At 45.1% G+C, this 1,650-nt stretch carries 1 protein-coding gene and 1 pseudogene; both read left to right on the top strand.

Annotated features, from left to right (window positions below):
- A pseudogene (locus BN338_RS07465) lies at positions 1 to 257 on the top strand (hypothetical protein); the annotation flags it as partial.
- Positions 258 to 388: 131 nt separating this feature from the next.
- Positions 389 to 1,650 (top strand): phage tail tape measure protein (locus BN338_RS07460; protein WP_039760651.1); only part of this gene is annotated, 1,262 nt, incomplete at its 3' end.

The raw sequence follows: 1,650 nt of genomic DNA, 5'->3' as shown, positions 1-1,650 counted from the left end.
CAAAGCTCGTTCTGCCCGCTATAGAAGAAGATAAAACAACATTAAGCAATGATGTTCTTGTTCTTAAAGTTTGTGAGGCTTTGCTTACCCATGAGGCGATGGAAGGAATAGCTGTGCTTTTAGCCGATATGTCTCATGAATCGGTTGAATTGATTAATCGTCTTGATGTTCTCGATATTGTGGCGGTGTTTAAGGCTTTTTTCTCTTTTTTTACGCAACGCCAATTCTCTCAGCAGGACAATTTGGGGCAGAATTAGCTCTTTATTATCACTGGTCTCCTTCAGAGATTCATCAGATGGATTGGCTTGATGTGATTGCTTATCGCGAAGAATTGGCGCGCCTTAAAGCCCAAGAATATGAAAGCCAAATGTTAGGATAAGAGACAGCCATGGATGTTTCCCTTGTTGTACGTTTTGTGAATCATCTACAAGAGGGGATCGCCTCAGCCAAGCGAGACCTGAAAGCCTTTAGTGCCGATGTTGCGCATTTCCAACAACAAACACGAAAACATTTTAAAAGGTGGTTTGATCCTAAACATCTAAAGGAAGCCACAGCCGATGCAGAAAATGCTTTTAACCATGCGCGTGGTCGCATGGTTGGTGCTCTTGCTCAAACAGCAACCTTGATTGCTCCTCTTTATAAAGCCATGCAATTTGACCAATCGATGAAGGGTTTGGAAAAGGTTCTCGATGCCCCCCTTGATCGTTTAAAAGAATTGCGCCGTTTTGCTTTGGAAACCTCCACAAAAATTCCTCTTGCAGCTCGTGAAGTTTTAGAATTGATGACCAGTGCCAGCCAAGCAGGCATTGGTGAGAAAGATCTCGAGGCTTTTAGCATTTACGCTGCTAAAGCAGCGGTTGCTTTTGATATGACGGGGGATCAGATTGGGGAACGCTTTGCCAAATTGCGCAATGTCTTTAAGCTTAATCAAGCAGGGATTGAAGATTTAGGCGATGTCATCAACCATCTCTCCAACCATATGGCAGCCAAGGCGAGTGAGGTTTCTGATTTTACCAATCGTGCCACCGGAGCTGCCACCATGTTTAAGCTGACAGCGCGTGAAACCGCAGCCTTTGGTACAGCGATGATTTCAGCAGGGATTATCCCAGAGAGTGCAGCACGTGGTTTTAATACGATGAGCGCCCGTATTCAGGCAGGGGGTAAACATATTGAAGATGCTTTTACCAATATTGGGCTTTCCCGCCAACAATTTATGGAAGATTTGGAGAAGGATGCCACCGGTACCTTGGTGCGCTTTTTTCATGTGTTGGGCAAATCGGAACAGGGGATGCGTTCTCTGATTGCCATTGCGGGGCGGGATTTTATCGGCGATTTTGCCAAATTGGTGGGTAACCCCCAATTGTTAGGGCAAGCTTTAGATTATGTCAAAGATCCACAAGTCTTTAAAGGCTCTGTAGAACAAGAGGCAGATAAACAAGCAACTGGTGCCATGCGGCAATTTGAACTCTTACAAAATCGCATTGTGGCTTTGGGTATCAGCATTGGTGAAGTTTTGTTGCCCCCTGTGAACAGTCTCATGGAAAGTGTTGGGGGCTTTGTTAATGGACTTATGGCATGGGCGAATGCGCACCCAACTTTAACGGCTGTCATCATCAAAACCATTGCCGCCCTAATGGCTTTTAATATTGC

This window comes from Bartonella queenslandensis AUST/NH15 (genome assembly GCF_000312585.1).
GTDB lineage: Bacteria > Pseudomonadota > Alphaproteobacteria > Rhizobiales > Rhizobiaceae > Bartonella > Bartonella queenslandensis_A.
The sequence above is the reverse complement of the archived record's forward strand: the minus strand, read 5'-3'. Positions and strand labels throughout refer to the sequence as shown.